The organism is Endozoicomonas sp. ALB091 (assembly GCF_049310265.1).
In the GTDB taxonomy this organism is placed as follows: Bacteria; Pseudomonadota; Gammaproteobacteria; order Pseudomonadales; family Endozoicomonadaceae; genus Endozoicomonas.
This window is the reverse complement of sequence record NZ_JBLYNQ010000017.1, coordinates 98,188-115,259: the sequence shown is the minus strand read 5'-3', so window position 1 is coordinate 115,259 and position 17,072 is coordinate 98,188. Positions and strand designations below refer to the sequence as shown.

The window sequence follows — 17,072 nt, the reverse complement described above, 5'->3', positions numbered from 1 at the left end:
TCAGGCAATTTTACCGTGGCACTGTTTGAACTTCTTACCGGAACCACATGGACACGGATCGTTCCGCCCCACTTTACGCCCTTCCCGGACAAATGGCTGGTGAGCTTCCTCTTCGGGTGCTTCCTGCCCGGTTGCTTCTGCTTCTACACCCTGGGCCCTGGCATGCTCAAACTGCATTCTCCGGGCCATTTCCTCACGACGCTGTCGTTCCATCTCAGCGGTTCGATCATCTTCCTGCACCTGTACATGGGAGATAATACGAATCGTGTCGTACTTGATATCCTCAAGCATCTGCTGGAATAACTCAAACGCCTCACGCTTGTATTCCTGTTTGGGGTTCTTCTGGGCATAACCACGAAGATGAATACCCTGTCTCAGGTGGTCCATGGTGGCCAGATGCTCTTTCCACTTGTCATCCAGAATCCGCAGCAGAATATGCTTTTCAAAGTTGCGCAGAACTTCAGCACCGGCCAATTCTTCCTTCTTGCGGTAGGAATCGATTACCCCCTGGAGAATACGCTCACGGAGCGCCTCTTCATCCAGACGATCATCTTCATCCAGCCACTGCTGAACCGGCATACGCTCATTGAGCTCGCTGGCCAGTTTCTCTTCCAGACCTTTCACATCCCACTGCTCTTCCAGGCTCTGGGGTGGAATGTGCTGACTGATCAGGCCACTGACCACGTCTTCACGCAGTGCTTCAATACTGGAAGAAACATCCTCTGCACTGAGCAGTTCATCCCGTTGATGATAAATGACCTTACGCTGGTCATTGGCAACATCATCATATTCCAGCAGCTGCTTACGAATATCAAAGTTGCGACCTTCCACTTTACGCTGGGCTTTTTCGATGGCATTGGTCACCATGCGGTGTTCAATGGCTTCACCTTTTTCCATGCCCAGGGCTTTCATAAAGTTCTTGACCCGCTCAGAAGCAAAAATCCGCATCAGGCTGTCTTCCAGAGACAGATAAAAACGGGAAGAGCCCGGGTCGCCCTGACGACCGGAACGGCCTCTTAACTGGTTATCAATACGTCGTGACTCGTGACGCTCGGTACCGATAATATGCAGACCACCGGCTTCAAGCACCGCCATGTGGCGTTTCTGCCAATCCGCTTTGATCTGATCAATTTGCTCCTGGGCCGGGCTACCCAGCTCGGCAACTTCTGCCTTCCAGTTACCGCCCAGCATGATATCGGTACCACGGCCCGCCATATTGGTGGCGATGGTGACCGCACCGGGGCGACCAGCCTGGGCGATGATATCGGCTTCTTTCTCATGGAATTTGGCATTCAGTACCTGGTGAGCAATGCCCGCTTTATCAAGAGCTTTGGACAGATGCTCAGAAGAGTCGATAGACGCCGTACCCACCAGAACCGGACGCTCAGCTTTCACCGTTTCCTTGATATCTTCAATAATGGCGTCGTATTTTTCCGCGATCGTCAGATAGACGAGATCATTGCCATCCTGACGAACCATCTCCTTGTGGGTAGGAATAACAATCACGTCGAGGCCATAAATCTGACGGAACTCGAACGCTTCGGTATCGGCAGTACCGGTCATGCCGGAGAGCTTGTCATAATTCCGGAAATAATTCTGGAACGTTGTGGAAGCCAGAGTCTGGCTCTCCGCCTGAATGCGCAACCCTTCTTTCGCTTCAATCGCCTGATGGAGACCTTCCGAGAGACGACGGCCCGGCATGGTACGACCGGTGTGCTCATCTACCAGCAGAACTTCATTATTCTGAACAATGTATTCCACATTGCGGTTAAACAGCACATGGGCTTTCAGGGCTGAGTTCGCATGGTGCAGCAGGTTCAGGTTGTTGGAGGCGTAAAGGCTTTCCCCTTCCGGCAACAAACCTTCCTGTTGCAGCAGCTCTTCAATAAACTGATGGCCCAGTTCATTCAACTCAACCTGGCGGGTCTTCTCATCGACTGAGTAATGACCGGTAAATTCAACGGTATTGGGATCCTGGTCTTCAGGAATGGGCTCCTGCCGTTGCAGCCTGGGAACCAGCTGATTCATCTTTTTATAAAGTTCTGAGGAGTCTTCAGCCGGACCGGAAATAATCAGCGGTGTTCTGGCCTCATCAATCAGAATCGAGTCAACCTCATCGACAATGGAGAAGAAGAGATCACGCTGGAAGCGATCTTCCTTCCGGAAGGCCATATTGTCACGAAGGTAGTCAAAACCAAACTCGTTATTGGTTCCGTAGGTGATATCCGCCTGATAAGCCTGACGCTTCTCTTCCGGATCCTGCTGCGGAACAACAATGCCCACGCTCATCCCCAGAAACTCATAGAGCGGGCGCATCCAGTTCGCATCACGACGGGCCAGATAATCATTCACGGTAACCACATGAACGCCCTGACCGGGAATGGCGTTCAAATAAGCAGGCAGGGTGGCCACCAGTGTCTTACCTTCACCGGTGCGCATCTCGGCAATGCGCCCTTCATGGAGGGTCATGCCACCAATAAGCTGGACATCAAAATGACGCATGCCCATCACCCGCTTGCCCGCCTCACGAACCACAGCAAACGCCTCAGGCAACAGGTCATCAAGGGTTTCGCCTTTGTTGAAGCGCTCGCGAAACTCTCCGGTTTTAGCCTTCAGCTCATCGTCGCTCAAAGCCGCCAGGCTTTCTTCCAGGGCATTGATTGATTTGACAATCTTACCCATCCGTTTCAGCTGGCGGTCATTCCGGCTACCAATAACTTTCTTAATTAACGAAGCAAACATAAGTTGTTAACAGTCTCACACTCTGTTTCCGGAGCTGTCCTCCTACCGACAAATCCGGGCCGGAGCAGACAAGCGCACAATAGTCCAACATTCTATGACAATCACGGCAAAGTCTCACCTATATTAGCTGTATTTCTGTGCTGTCCATTAAGCTGAGTCGGTAAAAAATATTCAATGCTTTCAAGCTGCTTTAGATTTTTGCACTGGCATTGAACTGACGGCATACTGGTGCGCCTGAAAATCTGATCACCCCTTTGGCAACAGAGCTCAGAAAAATCTCAATCAGGGTGGCGAAAGACAGCAAGAGACATACCCTTATGATTTACAATTCAATTTTAGAAACAATCGGCCAGACTCCCATCGTTAAAATCAATCGCCTGGCACCGGCACACGTCAACTTCTACGTGAAGGCCGAGTACTTTAACCCTATGGCCTCTGTAAAGGACCGATTGGCATTTGCCATCATCAACGACGCCCGGCAAAAGGGTGAACTTGAAGAAGGCCAAACCGTCGTAGAAGCGACCTCCGGTAATACAGGTATCGCCATGGCCATGGTGTGTGCGGCATTGAACCATCCTTTTGTGGCGGTTATGACCGAAACATTCTCTGTTGAGCGTCGCAAAATCATGCGTGCCCTGGGTGCCAAAGTTGTACTGACGCCGGCTGCCGAGCGTGGTACCGGCATGGTGCGGGTTGCCAAAGAGTTGTCCGAGAAAAACGGCTGGTTCCTGGCTCGACAGTTTGAAAACGAAGCCAATCCTGAATATCACCGAAACACCACCGCCCCTGAAATTTTGCAGGATTTTGCCGGCAAGCGGCTGGATTATTTTGTCAGTGGCTACGGCACTGGCGGTACCATCACCGGTGTCGGTGAAGTACTTAAGGCTGCCCGCCCAAACATCAAAATCATCTGCACCGAACCTGCCGGTGCGGCATTGCTCAGTGGCAAAGAGTGGGCACCGCACAAGATTCAGGGTTGGACGCCGGATTTTATCGCCCCGGTCCTTAACCGTGACGTCATTGATGAAGTATTGCCAGTTAATGACGTGGTTGCCCGTGATACCGCGCTTGAACTGGCCCGCAAAGAAGGCATCTTCTGTGGTATCTCTGCCGGTGCAACGGTTGCGACTGCACTTGAAGTGGCTGAAACTGCACCTGAAGGCTCTACCATTCTGGCCATGTTGCCGGATACCGGCGAACGTTACATGTCTACTTTCCTGTTTGATGATATAGCCGAAGGCTCAGACGACGAAGTACTGGAAACTTTAAAGTAATACTGTCTTGAGTTATTCGATACAGAACCTCGAAGACGGCTCCAGCCTGTTTACAAGTACGGAGCCGTTCACCCTTGCCAATGGCCGGGTATTGGAACACTGGCAGTTGTGTTACGAAACGTTCGGCCATTTGAATAAGCAAAGGGATAATGTTGTTCTGATTCATCATGCCTTGAGTGTAGGGCCCCATGTCGCTGCCACTAAAGCCAATCCGAAAAAGGGTTGGTGGCAGGCCATGGTAGGACCAGGCAAAGCGATTGATACCGACAGGTATCATGTTATTTGCATCAATAATTTGGGCAGTTGTTTTGGTTCAACCAGTCCGGTGACCATTAACAAGGAAACCGGCAAGCCCTGGAGAGGGGACTTTCCGGAGGTGGTAATGGAAGACATGGTGCACAGTCAGCAGTTATTGCTGGACCACCTCGGCATTGAGAGCCTGTATGCCATGATCGGTAACTCAATGGGCGCTATGGTTTCACTGACCTGGGCAATTGCTTACCCCGATTCGGTGCAAAGGTTACTGTTAACCAGTTCGTCCTATAAGGCATATCCGGCCAATATTGCTAACCGTCGGATCCAGCAGGAATCGATTCGGCTGGATCCGGCTTTTCAAGATGGCAATTATGAACCGGATGCCCAGCTGAATGGATTTCGATTGGCACGAAAGCTTGGGCTTTATACTTATCGTAACGCCGCCGAATGGAACCGACGCTTCAATAGTTTCAACAACATCGGTATGCGTGATGATGAAATCAACAGCTATATGGATTATAACGCCGATCTGTTTTGCCGCAGCTTCGATGCCAATTGCTATTTGGTGCTGACCGCCGCAATGGACCGATATGATGTGACGCAACAATACGAATCGCTCGCAGCCACTTTCGGCAGAATCACCGCTAAAACCACAGTAATTTCGGTAGAGAGTGATATTCTGTTCACTCCGCAACAACAGCAAGAGCTGTACCAGGGTCTGCTAAAGGGACGGGTGGACTGTCACTATATCAATCACCCCTCCCAATATGGCCACGATGCCTTCCTGGTAGAAACCGGAGCCTTCGATCGCTACCTGCGGGTATTTCTCGACTGAAAGCTGAAGTTAAAGAATACCCGCCCTGAGCAAGAAAAAAATCAGCCTTAAATTCTACTTACTTGCTCTGTAGATATATCTCGAAGGGTCCTGAGGCTTGCCATTTTTCAAAACCTCAAAGTGGACATGTGGTCCGGTTGACCGCCCGGAACTGCCCATTTTGGCAATGGCCTGCCCTCTGGTGACAATATCACCGACCTTGACCAGATTTTCATCATTGTGGGCATAACGCGTCAGATAACCATTGCCATGATTGACCTCCACCAGAAGCCCAAAGCCTGAGCGGGTGCCTGACCAGACAACAACACCTGCCGCCACGGAAATAATATCCGAGCCGCGCTTACCGGCAAAATCCACACCATTATGCCAGGCACCCTTACCGGTAAACGGGTCGGTACGGCGACCATAACGGGAAGAGAGCCAGCCTTTTCTGACGGGCAACCCCGCCAGAAATGCATCGTCGTGAAGGGTTCTGCTGGAAATAAGATTATCCAGAAGGTCCAGCTGTTCTTCGCGGTTATCAATCTGATCTGCCAATTGATCAATAGCCTCAATCAGACTCACCTTGCTGTAGGCTGCTTCTGCTTCAGCAAACTCCTGAGGGCCACCCAGTGCAGGCGCTTCATTGAAGTCAAACTCACCGTCATCCAGTTTTGCCTTGCTGGTAAGGCGTTCGCCAAGGGCATCAAGTCGGGTCATACGCCCCTGAAGTTCAGACAGCCTGAGCATCAGGGCATCCAGCTGGTTTTGTGCCTGCTGACGAACCAGGCCAAGATCCTGTTGCTGTGTATCCAGAACCTGTTTCCAGTTTTTGACGCCTTCACTGGTTAACATGTGCTCCTGGTTATTGGTCAACCAGGCATACATTGCGCCACCACCAACGGCCATGGAGAGCAAAAAAGCACAGCAAAACAGAACCCCTACCCGTTTTCCACTTCCGGAATAAGTTCGGGTTCGAGAATGATCCTGGTTAACAACAATAATTTTCATCAGCAACCCTTAATGCCAAACCCGCAGCATATCTCCACTATTGTATTTCAGGAGCATGCAAAATACAGAACCAGAGGACGGATTTCCTCACTTCTACAGCTACGCTCGTCTACATTCCACCCTGCCCAGGAGCCACCTGATACTGATGTTATCGTTGTAAAACGGTATTTTTTAATGCGGTCAACGACAGTTCAAGGTCAAAAAAACAGTACTCTTGAACAACATGCACTTATCAGAAACCAGTTCGGGATAAAGACTTTTTACTGACAGCCTCCTAGAAAAAAGGCCACTATATTGTGGCCTGATTCAAGACTAAAATTGTCCAGCCTCGCAAAAAATCACGTAACAGATCAGCATTAACTCAAAAAGCAGTCATCAGGCCGTTACAGCAACGGGCTTCTGATAGGAGATCGGAGAAACCTCAGCCTCTTCGAAAGTCACTATCTCCCATAACTTCTCATGGGCAAGCAACGTTCTAACCAGTTTATTGTTAAGTTCATGGCCAGATTTATGACCGATGAACTGACCAATCAAACTATGCCCCAGCAAATAAAGGTCGCCGATCGCGTCCAGCATCTTGTGCTTGACAAACTCATCGTGATAGCGGAGGCCATCTTCATTGAGAATTCGGTACTCATCGACAACAACCACATTATCCACGCTGCCGCCAAGGGCCAGATTCTGGGCACGCAGGTACTCGACATCACGCATAAAGCCGAAAGTACGGGCCCTGCTGACTTCCTTCACAAAAGAGGTACTGGAGAAGTCAATCGACGCTGTCTGGGAGCGGCTTTTGAAAACAGGATGATCAAAGTCAATGGTGAAACTTACTTTGAAACCGTCGTATGGTTTGAAGGTTGCCGTTTTATCCCCATCCGTCACCGTCACATCTTCTTTGATGCGAATGAACTTCTTGGGCGCATTCTGCTCCTGGATACCTGCGGACTGGAGCAGGAATACGAATGGACCAGCGCTGCCGTCCATAATAGGAACCTCGTGGGCACTGACCTCAACGCAGGCGTTATCAATACCCAGCCCGGCCAGGGCGGAGAGAAGGTGTTCAACAGTGTCAATTCGGGTGCCGTCTTTATGCAAAGACGTGCACAGTGTCGTCTGCCCGACATTCAGGGCATGTGCCGGAATTTCAATGACCGGGTCAAGGTCTGTACGACAGAAAATGATGCCGGTATCTACGGGAGCAGGCTTAAGAGTAAGGTAAACCTTTTCACCGGAGTGAAGGCCCACGCCCGTAGCACGAATAATATTTTTCAGTGTACGCTGTCTGATCATGATAACGCTGTTCCGCGACCTGAAAGGTCCCTGTTATTTGGATGCAACGTCACATTGTAACAAAAGTAACAATTGAGACAAGTTCGCATTTATACGCCCTGATTAATCCGCCTGACGCCTCAGAAATGCCGGTATATCGAGGTAATCGACACTATCTCCGGTCGCCACCGCTGCCCGTTTACCTTCTTGCCGCGGACCCACTTCCTCTTCCTCCTTCTTTTTGTCACGCAACAGAGGAGAAATGTCCAGCCTGCCATAGTCAGGTGTGCCGTCTTTGTTTTTTGGCGGTGCTTTTTCAACCACCTTCAACTGTTCCCTGGCAACGCCGCCAGCACCAATACCGGTTGCCACAACAGTCACCCGCAGCTCGTCCGTTAATTCCGAGTCAATAACAGTGCCGATAACAACGGTTGCATCGTTAGACGCAAACTGACTTACAACGTCGCCTACCTGGTTGTACTCACCAACGGTAAAGTCAAGGCCGGCAGTAATGTTAACCAGAACACCTTTGGCTCCCTGGAGATCAACATCTTCCAGCAGCGGACTGCGGATGGCTTTCTCAGCTGCTTCTGCTGCACGGCCGCTACCCGTGGCAACTCCGGTACCCATCATCGCCATACCCATTTCTGACATCACCGTGCGAACATCGGCAAAGTCAACGTTGATGAGACCATCACGGGTAATCAGTTCAGAAATCCCCTGCACCGCACCCAGCAGAACATCATTGGCAGCACCAAAGGCATTGAGCAGACTGACATCACTGCCAAGCACTGGCAGTAACTTTTCATTGGGAATGGTAATCAGCGAGTCCACATGTTCCTGAAGCTCTTTAAGACCTTCTTCGGCAACCGCCATTCTGCGCTTGCCTTCAAAACCGAATGGCTTGGTGACCACGGCCACGGTCAGTGCGCCAAGCTCCCGGGCTATCTCGGCAACCACCGGAGCTGCGCCGGTCCCGGTACCACCGCCCATGCCAGCGGCAATAAAGACCATATCCGCACCTTTGAGGAGCTCGGCGATACGCTCCCGGTCTTCCATCGCCGCCTCGCGACCGACATTCGGGTTCGCGCCTGCACCAAGCCCTCGTGTGATCGAGGCTCCCAGCTGCAGGTGAGTATGGGCCTGCAAATGCTGCTTTTTCAGCGCCTGGGCGTCAGTGTTTGCACAGGCAAACTCAACACCTTCGAGCTGACTATTCAGCATGTGGCAGACTGCATTACCACCACCACCACCGACACCGATAACTTTTATGACCGCTTCCTGCGGTACGTTATCCACCAATTCAAACATGGTCATCTCCTTTTTATCACCCTTAATCTAACAAATACTTACCAATACCGTTACTGAAAAACTGCGCTGCTACACACTTAAAAGTTCTGAAACCAGCGCTTCATCTTGTCCATCAGCCCAGCATCCTGAGGTTTGCTGGCGATCGACTTTTTCAAACCATCTTTCTGCATTTTCTGGCCATAGTGCAAAAGCCCGACACCCGTTGAATAAATGGGATTACTGACCACATCACTCAGCCCTTTCACTAACTGCGGCACACCCAGCCTGACCGGCATGTGGAAAATCTCTTCTGCCAGCTCAATAGCTCCCTCAATCTTGGAAGTACCACCGGTCAGAACGATACCTGCGGGGATCAGGTCTTCGAAACCACTGCGCCTGATCTCTGCATTAATTAACGTAAACAGCTCGTCATAACGAGGTTCTACCACCTCTGCCAGTGCCTGCCGGGAAAGCTCCCTGGAGGGTCGCTCACCGACACTGGGAACTTTAATGGTTTCATCGGCTCCAGCCAGCTGGGCCAGGGCACAGGCATATTTAATCTTTATGTCTTCGGCATTTTGCGTCGGTGTCCGCAAGGCCATGGCAATGTCATTGGTCACCTGATCACCGGCAATGGGAATCACTGCCGTATGCCGAATGGCACCGTCGGTAAAGATGGCAATATCTGTCGTGCCACCGCCGATATCCACCATACAGACGCCCAGCTCTTTCTCATCTTCGGAAAGCACCGAATAACTTGAAGCCAGCTGCTCAAGAATAATATCGTCCACTTCCAGACCACAGCGACGGATGCAGTTCTCAATATTCTGGGCCGCATTAACAGCGCAGGTCACCAGATGAACCTTGGCTTCCAGCCGAACACCGGACATCCCGTGAGGCTCCTTGATCCCCTCTTGGTTATCAATGGCATACTCCTGTGGAAGAATATGCAGAATCCGCTGATCCGCCGGGATCGCCACCGCCTGGGCGGCGTCAATCACCCGGTCAATATCGGCACCATTCACTTCACGCTCACGTATCGCAACGATACCGTGGGAGTTAAGACTCTTGATGTGATTGCCGGCAATACCGGCATAGACCGAGTGTATCTGACACCCGGCCATCAGCTCAGCTTCTTCAACGGCTCTCTTAATGGCATGGACCGTAGAGTCAATATTAACCACAACGCCACGCTTAAGCCCGCGGGAAATATGCGAGCCGATGCCGATGACTTCAATGTCACCCTCAGCGTTGAGCTCTCCGACAATAGCCACGACTTTCGAGGTGCCTATATCCAACCCAACGATCAATCTTCCATTATCTGCCGCTGTCATGGCATCAATCTTCCCAAACTTCTCTAACGATCATAAATCTGAGCCTGGCTGACTTATTTTGACCCCGTGTTAACCAGCGTCTCACTCCAGGCAACCGAAGCACCGTTCAAATATCGCAAATCTACCCGCTTTACCTGATCCCAGCGAGACTCCAGCCTGGCATGATAAAGACGGACAAAACGCTGCAGTCTTTCCATCCTTCGGTCACGACCAATATTGACCTCAACATGTCCTATGGTAAATCGCCATGAGCCACTATTGCTACGTTTCAGCATGGTCAGCCTGAGCCCCATAGGCCGGAGCAACTGACTGATGGCCAGATATTGCTGCATCACCTCCACCGCCAGCTCTTCCGGGCCACCCAGAACCGGCATGGCGGAAAAACCGGCAATATCCTCTGGTGCAAACACCTCACCTTCATTGCTGATCAGGGCGCTGCTGCCCCACCTCGCCACCGGCTGCTGTTCGGTCAGGCTCACCTGGACACTGTCAGGCCACTGTCGTCGAACCGAGGCGGTCTTAATCCAGGGCATTGCCATCAGAACCTGCTGCATCTCGCGCAAATCCAGGGCAAAAAAACGGTCCTGTAAGTGAGGCTGCAAAACACCCTCGACTTGCTCTCTGGATAAATACTCAAAGCCTGCATGCACTTCCACCCGTGCTATCGGCTGATTCAACCAGTTCACCAACCACGGCATTGAGCCCAGCAAGCCTGCCAGCAGAACAAGAGACACCAGAACCTGAAGCACTCTTTTCCACGGCAGTGTTTTTTTCCCTCTGCCAACAACCTGTTTACCGTCCCTTCGGGATGCGCCCCGTACTTCCCCCGACCAACCGGCTGAAACAGACCAACCTGCTCGATCAGACATCCGCTGTTTTCAATATTTCAATCACCAGTTCATCGAAAGATAAACCGGCATCCGCTGCGGCCATCGGCAGCAGACTATGATCTGTCATCCCCGGAATAGTATTGACCTCAAGCAACCAGAATCGTCCCTGCTGATCCTGCATAAAGTCAACACGCCCCCAGCCTGAACACCCAAGGGCTTCAAATGCCGTCAGAGCAACCGCCTGCAGTTCCTGCTCCTTAACAGAAGTCAGGCCACAGGGAATGGTGTAGCGGGTATTATCCGACAGATACTTGGCCTGGTAATCATAAAATTCACCCTCTGCCTCAATTCGGATAACAGGCAGTGGCTGACCATTAAGAATACCCACCGTAAACTCAGGCCCATCGATAAACGACTCCACCAGAACCGCCCCCTTGTGCTCCGCTGCACGCTCGCAGGCAACTTCAAGGTCTTCCCTTCGATCAACCCGTGCCACACCAACACTGGAGCCCTCCATGCTGGGTTTGACAAAGGCAGGCAACAGCGACTCGGCATGGCCAAGATTGTCAGCCCCCATAACCAGGGCAAATTCCGGTGTTGGCAGCCCAATGGATTGCCAGAGCAACTTGCAGCGGTATTTATCCATCGCCAGGGCCGATGCCATAACACCACTGCCGGGATAGGGAATACCCATGGTTTCCAGCATTCCCTGTATCGTTCCATCTTCTCCCCCACCGCCATGCAAGGCAATGAAGGCATAGTCAGGTGCATATTGCTGAAGCTGCTCAACAACATTCTCACAGGTATCAATCAGCTGGCATGTCACACCCTGGCGATGCAACGCGGCATAAATACGCTCACCACTGGTCAGGCTCACTTCCCTTTCTGCGGAGTTTCCACCGAAAAGTACAGCAACCTTGCCAAAAGCTTTTGGATCGAAGTGATCACAACTCCGGTCGTACTTCATGCACTGTTTTCCTTTACTATTCAATTCGTAGCTTTACTGTTCTGTCTTCGGCAGAGCCAACTCAGCACTGGCCAGCCTGAGAGCCAGTGCGCCAATATCCCCGGCTCCCTGAGCCAACAGCAAGTCCCCATCCTGAAGTACATCCGCCAATACTGACTCAACGTCTTCAGGACGGGCAATAAATATCGGATCAACCAGTCCACGCTGGCGAATACTCCGGCATAGTGAGCGACTGTCCGCCCCTGCAATCGGTTCTTCTCCGGCAGGGTACACTTCCATTAACAGAAGAACATCAACCCTGGACAGCACATCGACAAAATCCTCATACAGGTCACGGGTGCGAGAGAAACGATGAGGCTGGTAAATCATCACCAGTCGTTTGTCATCCCAGCCATCACGAACCGCTTTAATGGTCGCATCCACTTCCGTCGGGTGGTGGCCATAATCATCCACCAGCATCACGTCGCCAACCCGGTTAGTAAACTCTCCCAGCACCTGGAAACGTCGACCAACACCATCAAAACGACTCAGCCCTTCAGCAATCACCTGATCCGGAATGCCTTCATCAGCCGCCGTGGCAAACGCGGCCAGAGCATTCAGCACGTTATGGCGTCCGGGAATACCCAGTTCAATGGTCACAGGGGGTTCTTCGACATCAGTGCGACGAACCAGGTCAAACGAGGTTCTCATGCCCTGCTGACGAACATTCACTGCCCGGAAATCCGCGTCTTCACTGAAACCATAGGTAATCACCTGTCGTTTGATTTCCGGCAACAGTTCCCGAACAACCGGACAGTCGATACAGACAATCGCCACACCGTAAAAAGGCAGATTGTGCAAGAAATCAATAAATGCTTTTTTCAGCTTGCCAAAGTCACCGTCGTAGGTAGACATATGGTCAGCATCAATATTGGTGATAATGGACACCATCGGCTGCAAATGCAGGAAAGAGGCATCAGACTCATCCGCCTCGGCCACCAGGTAACGGCTGCCACCCAGTTTTGCATTGGTACCGGCCGAGTTGAGCCTGCCCCCAATCACAAACGTCGGGTCCATACCACTGAACCCGAGAACCGAAGCCAGCAGACTGGTGGTAGTGGTCTTGCCATGGGTACCCGCCACCGCAATGCCGTGGCGATAACGCATTAATTCCGCCAGCATCTGGGCCCGGGGAACAATGGGCAGCCGACGTCTTTCCCCCTCAACCACTTCCGGGTTATCTCCGGCAACCGCAGTTGAGGTGACAATAACATCTGCGCTGATCACATTGTCGGCACGGTGGCCAATAAACACCTCAATCCCGAGCCCTTCAAGGCGTTCAGTTACTGATGATGCACGAATATCCGAGCCAGAGATTTCATACCCCTGATTCAGCAGAACTTCGGCAATGCCACACATGCCGGAACCACCAATACCGACAAAATGGATTTTACGGATACGCCTCATCTCTGGCACCGCCACAACGGGAATCCGACTTTTTACATCAGGCATAAGAGACCTCCTTACCAGCCGCTTCAAGACAAAGCCTGACCACGTCATCAGTCGCCTGTGGCAAACTGGCCGTTCTTGCTGATGAGGCCATTCGTTCAAGCTGTTCAGGATTATCTGCCAGCTTCAAAATCATGTTTGTCAAACTGTCCACATTCAAATCTTTTTGCTGAACCATCAGGGCTGCACCTCGATCGACCAGGTAACGCCCATTCATTGTCTGATGATCATCCACCGCAAACGGGAAAGGCACCAGAATTCCGGGTTTTCCTGCCGCTGCCAGTTCTGCGATGGTTAATGCGCCAGAGCGGCAGATGACCAGATCCGCCCACTCATAAGCCTGAGCCATATCATCAATAAACGGCTCTACCCGACCGGAAACGCCGAGCTGCTGATAATCTGCCAGGCACTGCTCAAAGGTTCCCTTACCGGTCTGGTGCCAGACGTCAATCTGAGCACCACAGTTTTGTAAAACCCGGGGAATCATCTGGTTGATTGCCAGGGCTCCGCGGCTCCCCCCAACGACCAGCAGCCTTAAGGGAGTGCGTGGTAAATGGGCAGGAACGGCGACAATCTCCGGACGCACCGGATTCCCGGTCAGCATTACTTTTCGGGCAATGCGTGAAGAGAGCCCAGCAAAGGTTCCCGGAAACGCTTCAAGCACCCGGGTAGCAATCCTGGCCAGCAGTTTATTGGTCAGACCTGCCACGGCATTTTGTTCATGAACCACCAGGGGAATTCCCAACAACCGCGCAGCCACACCACCGGGCCCTGTGACATAGCCCCCCATACCAACAACACAAACCGGCCGGTGTTCTCTCAGAACCCGAACGGCCTTAAATAATGAAACAGCCAGACGCCAGGGAGCTTTCAACAGAAAACTCAAACCTTTGCCCCGCAGGCCGGTGACCGGAATAAAGCTGATATCAATCCCATGCCCGGGCACAAGCTCGGCTTCCATGCTTCCGGGAGTGCCCAGCCAATGCACCCGGTACCCCTGCTTAATCAACTCCCTGGCTGTAGCCAGCCCCGGGAAAATATGTCCTCCGGTGCCCCCTGCCATGATAATCACTTTGGGTGCCTCCGGAGGCGTTTGAGAAACTGCCTGCTCAGCCATTTGTATTACCTCCAGCGGCTTCACTCGTCTTTCGCTCCTGAGCTTTACGCCCCGCAACCGGCTTAACCTCTGTGGCTTTAGTCAGACGACGTTCAAAATCAATGCGCAACAAAATACCAAATGCCAGACAGTTGACAATTAAACTGCTGCCTCCATAGCTGATCATGGGTAAGGCCAGCCCTTTAGTGGGCAGCAGTCCGGTATTCACAGAAATATTAATCAACGCCTGACAGGCAAAAAGCAGGGCAATACCATAAGCGACAAAGCCATGGAATAACATCCCTCTGGCTTCCGCTCTTGAGCCCAGCTGCAATGACCGCCAGGCAACAAACAGAAACAGCCCAAGCAGCAGCAACGAACCAATCAGGCCAAACTCTTCTGCCAATACGGCAAAAACAAAATCCGTGTGCGCCTCCGGCAGGTAAAACAGCTTCTGGATGCTATTTCCCAGCCCTTCACCCAGCCAGGCTCCCCGACCAAACGCGATCAGAGCCTGGGTTAACTGATAGCCACTGCCAAAAGCATGGGCCCAGGGATCCATGTAGGAGGTGATACGAGCCATACGATAAGGCTCCATCCAGATCAACAGAACAATCAGGATAATTACGCCGGCAATCATGACCAGAAACTGGTGGAACCGTGCGCCCGCCATAAAGATCATCCCCATCACCGCCACGGTCAGCACCACCAGCGCACCAAGGTCCGGCTCCGCAAGCAGCAGCAAAGCCAACCCGGTGAGCACCAGCATGGGTTTGATAAAGCCACTCCAGCGCGTACGCACTTCATCAAGATGTCGCACCAGGTAGCCTGCCAGATAAATCACCACACACAGCTTGGCAACCTCTGAGGCTTGCAGGTTAAAAAAGCCAAGGGGAATCCAGCGGACACTGCCATTAATTTCCCGACCCACAATCAGCACCAGCACCAGCAGAAAGAACGCAACCAGCAAGCCAACCCAGCTCAACTGCTGAATCCGGCTGACAGGCACCAGCATCATGACACCCATGGCACCCAGCCCCACCACCATAAACAGAAACTGCTTAAAGACGACTCTGAATGGATCACCAAAGGTAGCACTGGAAACATCCATGGAGGCTGAACCCACCATCACCAGACCAATGGCCAGCAAGGCAAGCACAGCCCCGAACAGGACCATGTCAACATTCGTGGACCTTGACCCTTCCTGTTCTATGGACTCTTTCTCCGTGAGAAAGCTGTGTCGAACCCGTTTCAGCATACAATCAAACCATTGACCAGCTCTGCAAATCGGTCACCCCGATGCTCAAAGCTGTTGAACATATCAAAACTGGCGCATGCCGGTGCCAACAGCACGGCATCACCGGGCTCGGCCAACTGTGCAGCAAGACTGACGGCATCATCCAGACTGGCAACCTTATGAATCTCTGCACTGCCCTTCACGGCCTGCTCAATGGCGGGCCCGTCACGCCCAATCAGGATCAGATGACTGACATAACGCGCGACCGCTGGCTGCAAATCCGAGAAATCCGCACCTTTGCCATCACCACCGGCAATCAGAATAATCTTGCCTGCCAGCCCATCGCCCAGGCCTTCAATAGCCGCAACGGAGGCACCGACATTGGTGGCTTTGGAGTCGTTAAACCAGGCAACGCCATCCTGCTCACCCAACCATTGGCAACGGTGCTTCAACCCGGGAAAGGCCATCAGCGCTTCGAACATGGCATTGGCATCAAGACCTATCGCCTCGCCCAGGGCCAGAGCAGCAAGGGCATTCAAATAATTGTGACGGCCTTTGAGTTTCATCTGGCGGGTATTGATCTGCTTTTCCAGCCCCTTGCTCAGCCAGATGCCGTCATCGTCAGCAAGAAGCCCCATCTGACCAAGATCCGGAGACCCACTGGTAAAGGTCACAGCTCCCGCAGTCACTGGAAGCAACGGGGAAGTAAGAGGATCATCCCGGTTAAATACGGCGGTTCCGCACCCTTTGTAAATGCGCTGCTTGGCCTGGTGGTATTCAACCAGCGTCGGGTAACGATCCATGTGGTCCGGGCTGATGTTCAGAACCGTCGCTGCCGTTGCACGGAGGCTATGGGTGGTTTCCAACTGGAAACTGGAAAGCTCCAGAACGTAAACATCAATACTGTCATCATCCAGCAAATCAAGCACCGGGGTTCCGATATTACCCCCTACGCCGGGCTTAAGCCCTGAACAGCTGACCATTTCGCCAACCAGTGTGGTCACCGTGCTTTTGCCGTTGGAGCCGGTAATGGCGACGAGCGGCTTCTTTGTTGAAACAGCCGAAGCAGCATTGACCGCTCGACAAAACAGCTCAATATCACCAATGGCAATAGCGCCATTGTCCATCGCCCTGGCAATCGCCGGTTCCGACAGAGCAATACCCGGACTAACCACCAACTCATCAGCAGCCATTAACCATTGCTCGTTGAAACCACCGGTATGCAGAGGTACATCAGGAAATAGCTGACGACATTCCGCTTCCCCCGGAGGCGTTTCCCGGGTATCAATAATTTTGAACGGCAACCCCTGGCTATGAAGATAACGGGCACAGGACAACCCGGTCTTGCCAAGACCGATAATCACACGATGACAACTCGAGCCAATCAGCCCTGATGGCTCGTTATCTGCTGCAGCTGTTTTCTTAACAAGAGTGCTTCTTGTCACAATCCCGTTACCCTTAAACC

13 protein-coding genes are annotated in these 17,072 nt (G+C 52.1%); 2 read left to right on the top strand and 11 right to left on the bottom strand.

The window, feature by feature from the left end:
- Complete coding sequence (secA, locus tag ACO6UX_RS24430) at positions 1-2,742, bottom strand: preprotein translocase subunit SecA (RefSeq protein WP_422450959.1); 2,742 nt, start codon at positions 2,740-2,742, stop codon at positions 1-3.
- A 317-nt stretch (positions 2,743-3,059) separates the two neighbouring features.
- Here secA and cysK point away from each other — a divergent pair, with 317 nt between their 5' ends.
- Together cysK and metX are read left to right on the top strand one after the other, a co-directional pair.
- On the top strand, positions 3,060-4,016 hold the full coding sequence (gene cysK, locus ACO6UX_RS24425; RefSeq protein WP_422450957.1) for a cysteine synthase A: 957 nt from the start codon (positions 3,060-3,062) through the stop codon (positions 4,014-4,016).
- 7 nt (positions 4,017-4,023) lie between these two features.
- Positions 4,024-5,106 carry a homoserine O-acetyltransferase MetX gene (metX, locus tag ACO6UX_RS24420; protein ID WP_422450956.1) on the top strand — a complete coding sequence of 361 codons (1,083 nt, stop codon included), beginning with the start codon at positions 4,024-4,026 and terminating at the stop codon, positions 5,104-5,106.
- Between the two features lie 54 nt (positions 5,107-5,160).
- On the opposite strand, the gene ACO6UX_RS24415 is transcribed toward metX, so the two are convergent.
- From ACO6UX_RS24415 to murD, 10 genes are all read right to left on the bottom strand, one after another.
- A complete protein-coding gene (locus tag ACO6UX_RS24415; protein ID WP_422450954.1) occupies positions 5,161-6,096 on the bottom strand; it encodes a M23 family metallopeptidase in 936 nt (311 codons plus the stop codon).
- Positions 6,097-6,471: 375 nt separating this feature from the next.
- Positions 6,472-7,386 (bottom strand): UDP-3-O-acyl-N-acetylglucosamine deacetylase, encoded by a 915-nt coding sequence (lpxC, locus tag ACO6UX_RS24410; RefSeq protein WP_422450952.1) that lies wholly within the window; start codon positions 7,384-7,386, stop codon positions 6,472-6,474.
- Between the two features lie 102 nt (positions 7,387-7,488).
- Positions 7,489-8,676: a cell division protein FtsZ gene (ftsZ, locus tag ACO6UX_RS24405; RefSeq protein WP_422450950.1), complete on the bottom strand. Its 1,188-nt coding sequence runs from the start codon at positions 8,674-8,676 to the stop codon at positions 7,489-7,491.
- Positions 8,677-8,753: 77 nt separating this feature from the next.
- Positions 8,754-9,989 (bottom strand): cell division protein FtsA, encoded by a 1,236-nt coding sequence (gene ftsA / locus ACO6UX_RS24400; RefSeq protein ID WP_101746660.1) that lies wholly within the window; start codon positions 9,987-9,989, stop codon positions 8,754-8,756.
- A gap of 53 nt (positions 9,990-10,042) precedes the next feature.
- Positions 10,043-10,858, bottom strand: coding sequence for a cell division protein FtsQ/DivIB (locus ACO6UX_RS24395; protein WP_422450949.1), 816 nt, complete (start codon positions 10,856-10,858; stop codon positions 10,043-10,045).
- Entirely contained in the window at positions 10,851-11,786 is a 936-nt protein-coding gene (locus tag ACO6UX_RS24390; RefSeq protein ID WP_422450947.1) for a D-alanine--D-alanine ligase, read from the bottom strand. Before ACO6UX_RS24390 ends, ACO6UX_RS24395 begins: the two co-directional genes overlap by 8 nt.
- Positions 11,787-11,819: 33 nt before the next feature.
- A complete protein-coding gene (murC, locus tag ACO6UX_RS24385) occupies positions 11,820-13,277 on the bottom strand; it encodes a UDP-N-acetylmuramate--L-alanine ligase (RefSeq protein ID WP_422450946.1) in 1,458 nt (485 codons plus the stop codon).
- Positions 13,270-14,391, bottom strand: coding sequence for an undecaprenyldiphospho-muramoylpentapeptide beta-N-acetylglucosaminyltransferase (gene murG, locus ACO6UX_RS24380; RefSeq protein ID WP_422450944.1), 1,122 nt, complete (start codon positions 14,389-14,391; stop codon positions 13,270-13,272). Before murG ends, murC begins: the two co-directional genes overlap by 8 nt.
- Positions 14,384-15,628: a putative lipid II flippase FtsW gene (ftsW, locus tag ACO6UX_RS24375; protein WP_422450943.1), complete on the bottom strand. Its 1,245-nt coding sequence runs from the start codon at positions 15,626-15,628 to the stop codon at positions 14,384-14,386. The genes murG and ftsW overlap by 8 nt, the downstream gene beginning before the upstream one ends.
- Positions 15,622-17,052 carry a UDP-N-acetylmuramoyl-L-alanine--D-glutamate ligase gene (gene murD / locus ACO6UX_RS24370; RefSeq protein ID WP_422450941.1) on the bottom strand — a complete coding sequence of 477 codons (1,431 nt, stop codon included), beginning with the start codon at positions 17,050-17,052 and terminating at the stop codon, positions 15,622-15,624. The genes ftsW and murD overlap by 7 nt, the downstream gene beginning before the upstream one ends.
- Positions 17,053-17,072 lie beyond the last annotated feature (20 nt).

Bases quoted from the DNA above. Each gene is read 5' to 3' on its own strand.
- ftsZ (WP_422450950.1), bottom strand. From the start codon at position 8,676: ATGTTTGAATTGGTGGATAACGTACCGCAGGAAGCGGTCATAAAAGTT.
- ftsA (WP_101746660.1), bottom strand. From the start codon at position 9,989: ATGACAGCGGCAGATAATGGAAGATTGATCGTTGGGTTGGATATAGGC.
- ACO6UX_RS24415 (WP_422450954.1), bottom strand. From the start codon at position 6,096: ATGAAAATTATTGTTGTTAACCAGGATCATTCTCGAACCCGAACTTAT.
- murG (WP_422450944.1), bottom strand. From the start codon at position 14,391: ATGGCTGAGCAGGCAGTTTCTCAAACGCCTCCGGAGGCACCCAAAGTG.
- lpxC (WP_422450952.1), bottom strand. From the start codon at position 7,386: ATGATCAGACAGCGTACACTGAAAAATATTATTCGTGCTACGGGCGTG.
- cysK (WP_422450957.1), top strand. From the start codon at position 3,060: ATGATTTACAATTCAATTTTAGAAACAATCGGCCAGACTCCCATCGTT.
- ftsW (WP_422450943.1), bottom strand. From the start codon at position 15,628: ATGCTGAAACGGGTTCGACACAGCTTTCTCACGGAGAAAGAGTCCATA.
- murC (WP_422450946.1), bottom strand. From the start codon at position 13,277: ATGCCTGATGTAAAAAGTCGGATTCCCGTTGTGGCGGTGCCAGAGATG.
- ACO6UX_RS24390 (WP_422450947.1), bottom strand. From the start codon at position 11,786: ATGAAGTACGACCGGAGTTGTGATCACTTCGATCCAAAAGCTTTTGGC.
- ACO6UX_RS24395 (WP_422450949.1), bottom strand. From the start codon at position 10,858: ATGTCTGATCGAGCAGGTTGGTCTGTTTCAGCCGGTTGGTCGGGGGAA.
- secA (WP_422450959.1), bottom strand. From the start codon at position 2,742: ATGTTTGCTTCGTTAATTAAGAAAGTTATTGGTAGCCGGAATGACCGC.